This is a genomic window from uncultured Nostoc sp. (assembly GCF_964245445.1).
Classification (GTDB): Bacteria; Cyanobacteriota; Cyanobacteriia; order Cyanobacteriales; family Nostocaceae; genus Nostoc.
Genome location: NZ_CAXTNE010000193.1, coordinates 9,655 through 15,785, shown reverse-complemented (window position 1 = coordinate 15,785; position 6,131 = coordinate 9,655). Strand labels below are relative to the sequence as shown.

At 41.7% G+C, this 6,131-nt stretch carries 4 protein-coding genes and 1 pseudogene; 4 read left to right on the top strand and 1 reads right to left on the bottom strand.

Annotated features, from left to right (window positions below):
* Positions 1 to 83: 83 nt before the first annotated feature.
* Positions 84 to 1,682: a B12-binding domain-containing radical SAM protein gene (locus tag ACFE90_RS26075; RefSeq protein WP_375505335.1), complete on the bottom strand. Its 1,599-nt coding sequence runs from the start codon at positions 1,680 to 1,682 to the stop codon at positions 84 to 86.
* Between the two features lie 593 nt (positions 1,683 to 2,275).
* Here ACFE90_RS26075 and ACFE90_RS26070 point away from each other — a divergent pair.
* The 4 genes and pseudogenes from ACFE90_RS26070 to ACFE90_RS26055 all read left to right on the top strand — a co-directional run.
* Positions 2,276 to 2,473 carry a hypothetical protein gene (locus ACFE90_RS26070; RefSeq protein ID WP_375505334.1) on the top strand — a complete coding sequence of 66 codons (198 nt, stop codon included), beginning with the start codon at positions 2,276 to 2,278 and terminating at the stop codon, positions 2,471 to 2,473.
* 147 nt (positions 2,474 to 2,620) lie between these two features.
* Positions 2,621 to 4,315, top strand: coding sequence for a heme peroxidase family protein (locus ACFE90_RS26065; protein WP_375505333.1), 1,695 nt, complete (start codon positions 2,621 to 2,623; stop codon positions 4,313 to 4,315).
* 920 nt (positions 4,316 to 5,235) lie between these two features.
* The gene (locus tag ACFE90_RS26060; RefSeq protein WP_375505332.1) at positions 5,236 to 5,790 is read left to right on the top strand and encodes a ferric reductase-like transmembrane domain-containing protein; all 555 of its coding nucleotides are present in this window, start codon (positions 5,236 to 5,238) and stop codon (positions 5,788 to 5,790) included.
* Between the two features lie 123 nt (positions 5,791 to 5,913).
* Positions 5,914 to 6,131, top strand: a pseudogene (locus ACFE90_RS26055) (hypothetical protein); the annotation flags it as partial.

Below are 6,131 nucleotides of genomic sequence, written 5' to 3'. Positions count from 1 at the left end.
GCGCAGGTTTGGCGGGGTGGGGTTCTTAGGGTTTAACTAAGTAATCAAGCGGACATGATATCACTTGTTATTTTCCAAAGAAACTAACTCACTACTGCTTCAGCTTTTTCCTCCACTTTTTCCTTCACTAGCACATAAGGCGTTTCTGCACCTTGTGCGAGATATTCGGCTAGCTGACTTTCAATTTGATCGCGCACAATTTGCCGATACTCTAGAAAATGCTCGTTGTGGGCGCAAGCAGAGATGTAATGTTCAATAACTCCAGGGTTACGCTTGAGAATACTGAACAAATGATGCCAGAACTTCCAACGGGTTTCCCGTTTGATTCCTTGTCGCCAAATTACAATTAACAACGCTTTTACAACTACCCACTCTGGCATTTTCGCTGGCGCTTTCCAGGTTGGCAAACCCATCATCAAGAAACAGCGATAGGTACGATCTAAGTACTGTACTGGATCGTATAAAGTACAAAATGCTTCAATATATTCTCGTGCAAGTTCTTCTAGAGGACGGGTGGGCAAGAAATTCATCAATGTTGTTTGGTTGATGTTGCCATCTTGATTTTCCCGTAGTCGTCCTTCTTTTTTCAGGCGATGCCAAAGCGCAGTGTTAGGTAACGCTTGCAACATGGCAAAGGTAGTAGAGGGAATTGCTGCTTGTTCTGCAAAGCGGACAATGCGATCGCCTGCACCAGCTTTTTCGCCATCAAAACCGATAATAAACCCAGCCATTGGGCGCAATCCGGCTTTGATAATGGTTTCCACTGCCTCAGTTAGAGAACTGCGAGTATTTTGAAACTTCTTGGTCATTTGCAAACTATCCTCATCCGGCGTTTCGATTCCCAAAAACACCGCCGAGAAACCGCACTCAACCATCAGATCCAACATTTCCGAGTCTTGGGCTAAGTCAATAGAAGCTTCAGTGTCAAACCGGAAGGGATACTTATGTTCTGCCATCCAGACTTTTAACTCTTTCAGCAACAATTTCACATTTCGTTTGTTGCCAATAAAGTTGTCATCCACCATGAACACACCCCGCCGCCAACCCAACTCGTAGAGGTAATCTAACTCTGCTAAAAGTTGGGCTGGGGTTTTAGTGCGCGGTTTGCGCCCGTAGAGAACAATAATGTCGCAAAATTCGCATTGGAAGGGACACCCGCGCGAAAACTGCACAGACATCATGTCATAAGCATCCAATTCTAATAAATCAAAGCGGGGTATTGGTGTGCTTGTCACATCAGGTTTCTCGGTGGCGCGGAAAGTGCCAGATGTGTCTCCCCGTTTGATTGCCTCAATAAACATAGGGAGAGTGATTTCTCCTTCATCCAAAATCAGAAAATCTGCACCAACATTTTCAACTTCGTGAGGTACAGAGGTGGGGTAGGGGCCGCCAACTGCGACTAACTTACCACGTTTTTTTGCTTCTTGGATTTGGTCAAGTAAATCTTGTTTCTGGACAATCATCGCAGAGAGAATTACCACATCTGCCCATGCCCATTCTGCTTCTGTTGCTGCGCGGATGTTACGATCGACCAGCTTGAATTCCCATTCTTGGGGTAAAATCGCTGCTACTGTTACTAAACCCAGAGGTGGTAATAAAACCTTGCGATCAACTAACTCCAAGATTTTTTCATAAGACCAAAAGGTTTTGGGAAATATTGGATACACTAACAAGATTCGCATGTAGTATCAATCCTCACACTTTGATTGTTATCCCACTCTAACGAAAATAAAGAGTTATTGACTTTTTATTAAAGTTGTTTTATTTTACCATTGAGATTTTTAACTCAAGTGACAACTCTCACCGCTAACTGCAAGCAGTGTAGTGAGAATATCTCAAATTTACGAATTAGACTGGTTGACCATTGTCTAAGCCTCCACAGCCAGAAATCGGTAGTCCAACCGAACCACGCTTTGAAAAGATTTAACAATAATTGCTAATTCACAATTCGTAAAATTCTCAAGTTGCCTTTGGGGTAAGGATTTCTAAAGCTTTTTTCTAGTCTCTAACTACTGAAACCCACACTAAAGGGGAAGAACTTTTTAAATCTTCGTAGGGGAAACATGGGGATTTTTAATTATGGTAAGGAGTGAATTTAAACCCTTCCCCCTTAACCTTTAAGCGATAAATATTGAATCAAGGGTTTGGAGCGATTTAGCACCCACTGAACAGTTACTTGTAAAAAATATTTTTGAAATTTGCATAACTTTCTATTCAAACTCAGATATGTATTCACAGCATAAGCTTCAACAACTTCCAAATTTAAAGTAATAGGATGCAAGAGAATGCTCATTTGCTCGACAGAACTGACCCATACGCTGCTCCCAATTCAGTGTATGCGATCACTGGCACATCTGTGGTAGAAGGAGGGCAAGTATTCCCACATCAAGAAACTCTACTTCTCCATATTGCATCTTGGACACTACCAAATTTTGAAACTAAACATGTATTGGGCGCGACATCTCTTCCCTAATACATTGTAGTAATGTGACGAGAAAGTTGAACCTAATTGTTCCACTTGTAGAGGCAATTTGAGTCTGTGTATCTGCGGTTTGACATCTTAAATTTTCCCAAAACCACCAATACCATCACGAAAACTATCTTGTAGGAAAAATATGTTATGAGTAACGAGAAAAAAGTCACGTCTAACATCCCCACAAGGGGCGGAAAACCTGGGTATCGCCCTCATGGCACTGGTGTACGAGGTGGGGAATTTTCACCACAGTCTTCCCTATTTGAAGGACGCTTTGGACGAATCTTTCGCACACTTCCTGCTGCTAATTTTTCTATACAAGCACTTCATGCTCTTGCTGAAAAAATTACTGCGCCCCATGAAGAGAAGCAAACCCCAGAAAACGAGCAGGATGATGAGGAAAACCTCGGAAATGCTGAACACCCTGGTATTCCTGCTGGATATACCTACCTTGGTCAATTTATCGACCACGATCTAACTTTTGATCCAGCAAGTAGCCTCCAAGTAAAAAATGATCCAGAGGCTTTGATTGATTTTCGGACACCACGCTTCGACCTCGATAGCGTCTATGGACGTGGCCCAGACGATCAACCCTACTTATACGCGGATGATGGTCTGCACCTGCTTTTAGGCAAAAAACTTTCTGGGAGCGCTTTTGATCCAAACACCAGAGATTTACCACGCAATACCCCCAACTCTGGCGAACCTGCCCGTGCTTTGATAGGCGACCCTCGCAATGACGAAAACACTATTGTTTCACAACTCCATTCCACAATACTGCGCTTTCATAACCGAATCGTCGATTTTCTGACTGAACGCGATGGTCATCCACCTTCTTTCGAGACCGCTCAACACGAGGTGCGCTGGCACTATCAATGGGTAATTCTGCACGATTTCCTCCCCAGAATTATCGGTTGGGACACCCTGTTTGAGATCCTGCCTCAGCTCAAGCAAGAGAAGGAAAATAAGGAATTCTCTGAGTTTCAGCCCAACCTTAAGGTCTTTAAGTGGAAGAAGGAGCCTTTCATTCCTGTCGAGTTTTCGGCAGCAGCCTATCGCTTTGGACACTCGATTATTCGTCCAATTTATCGATTGAATACCAATGACCCAGGCACTGAGGAAAACCCAGGACGACGGATTATTTTCCCCAGTCCTGACGGTGATGTGAGTGAAACACTTACTGGTTTTCGTGCCATTGAAGACGGTAGGGCAGTAGACTGGACTCTATTTTTCGATATTACCCCACTAGATCAACAAAAACCAAATACTCCAAATCGCGTTCAGCCTAGTTACAAACTTGATACTTCACTGGTAAATCCCCTTGGTACACTTCCAGAGAGTGTGGCGACAGTTGAGCATTCTTTGGCAGCGCGCAACTTGCTACGCGGGCTACGTTTGGGTCTGCCTTCTGGACAGGCTGTGGCAAAACATTTAGGTCTGCCTGTTATCCCTAATGAACAACTACGAGTCGGTAAGGCGACAGCAAATGATGCTGCCAATAATCCTCTACTCACTAGCATCTCTCCAGAGTTTAACAACCGAGCGCCGCTTTGGTACTACATTTTGGCAGAGGCACAGCTAGAGATACAGAAGGCAGCGCAACAGGGTCAACTGAGTGAGGATGAAATCAACAACATTCCTACCCAACTCGGCCCAGTAGGGGGGCGTATCGTTGGTGAAGTATTCGTGGGGCTACTTTTTGGAGACAGTCACTCTTATTTGCGTCAGTACCCAGGTTGGAAACCAATCCCTGAATTCCGCCGCAGTAAGGACGGTACTGTTGACCCCGATGGTGATTTTCACGTACCAGAATTGATCTTGCAAGCAAAGAAATCTGTCTGAAGATGTTAGGGGGTCTGCTCCCTGACTGCCTTATTGTTATACTTTTTATCAATGCAGTAAGGTTAAATCCCCAACTCAAAAGCTTCTCTTGCCTCCTTCAATCCAAAGAAACTGTTCTTGAGTAGGGAAGTTGTATTTTATTTGCGAAGGTCAAAAGGTCTTTAGAAATCAAAACTAGTTATGCAGCTACTCCGAAATTTGAGCAACAAATTTCACTTGAGCAGCGATGTCTATTTATTAAAGTCCCTTGACTTGTCCTTACAAATCATGTTCATAGCCTGATGCCCTTAAGGTTTACCTCGATGGATTGAACGAGGCAAATCTTATTCCTAATTTTACCAATCGTTTGATAAATCGATAATCTTGCTCAAGATTATTTAGATATTTAACTTGCCATAATTCATAATGATTGCACAATAGTTCTAATTTTTTGAGTTAATCAATTGCTTTTTGACAAGCTGCATTTCTATCGACATTAATGACTCGTGGAGTTCCGTTATAGTCAGATTTTAAAACTGTGGATATCGTGCATACTACCGCACCCATAGCAGGATGATATTTAATTTCCTACACCCCTTACTCCAAAGCCAGTAATACCAAAAGTTTACGGCTTAATTCGACTCAAAGCGATGTATGCGAGGAGCTGTGACGCTCCTGCGTCGCTAACGCTATGCTATCGGTGATGCCTAAAACTTTAGCAATAAACATAGGCTAATCAGATATATTTAGACTCATTGAGAACGTTGTGTTCTTCTTGACATGATGTGCTAGCTCTAGGCTACTGGCGCTCATACATTAATGACATTCTTTTAGACCAGCACCTATTTTTGCAACATAACTGATGACCTCAATTCATACCTATAGTATGCAATGCTCATCACTTCAAATATTTTTTTGCAAATATAATGGGAAGATTTTCTATGATCGCAATCGATCCTTCTCCACTACCTAATATATTAGGTTTCCTAGCATTGGCTTGCTACATTCTTACTTTGCTTCCGACAATTATTAGAATAGTTTTTCCTCAAACTAAAGAAACTGGTATTCCTCAATGGCTACTGAAACGCCGTCGGCTCATCGGTGTGTTCGGATTCTTTTTAGCATTGATTCATGGGTTTATTTTAGTTCAAAAAAGAGATATTGATTTTTTCGATCCAAAGACATTTTTTATTTATTCGCAGGGAATATCTACTTTTACTATCTTCACCATCTTGGCTATAACCTCTAACAATTGGAGTGTAAAAAAGCTGAAGAAAAACTGGAAGCAATTGCATAAACTTACTTACTTAGCCATATTTCTTTTAACGTGGCATATTTGGGACAAAATGTCAGGGCATTGGACATATTTAACACCCATTGCCATTATGTCTATTACCGCTATTATGGCTTTATTTCTGATTCGTTTTTGGATTGAACACCAGAATCAGCAACAAAAAAAGATGAATACAACAACAAAAGAGGTAGTTCGTGGATAGTTTACACAACGAACATAATCTTCTCTCTTTATTGTCCAAAGTCAAATTCAGAGTAAGTCCCTAACAAAGATTGCTCAATCTAAATAATCTTGCTAGTTAGTTGTGATTTGGAGCCTATAGTTAATGTCAAAGCTAATCCTCAATAAGGTTTCAGCAGCTTTAGTGATTACCATCGTAGCCTTGAGTAGCTTTAGTTTCTATGGTTTACTTTCACGATTCAAAACTCACACATCGACCTCTATATCTTTGCTTAATTTACAACCTTCTCACATTTTTAAAGGGCATTCAATATGGATTTATGCGATCGCTATTAGTCCAGATAGTAAAACTTTAGCTAGTGG

Excerpts from the sequence above, each read along its gene's own strand:
- ACFE90_RS26075 (WP_375505335.1), bottom strand. The coding sequence starts at position 1,682 with ATGCGAATCTTGTTAGTGTATCCAATATTTCCCAAAACCTTTTGGTCT.
- ACFE90_RS26065 (WP_375505333.1), top strand. The coding sequence starts at position 2,621 with ATGAGTAACGAGAAAAAAGTCACGTCTAACATCCCCACAAGGGGCGGA.
- ACFE90_RS26060 (WP_375505332.1), top strand. The coding sequence starts at position 5,236 with ATGATCGCAATCGATCCTTCTCCACTACCTAATATATTAGGTTTCCTA.
- ACFE90_RS26070 (WP_375505334.1), top strand. The coding sequence starts at position 2,276 with ATGCAAGAGAATGCTCATTTGCTCGACAGAACTGACCCATACGCTGCT.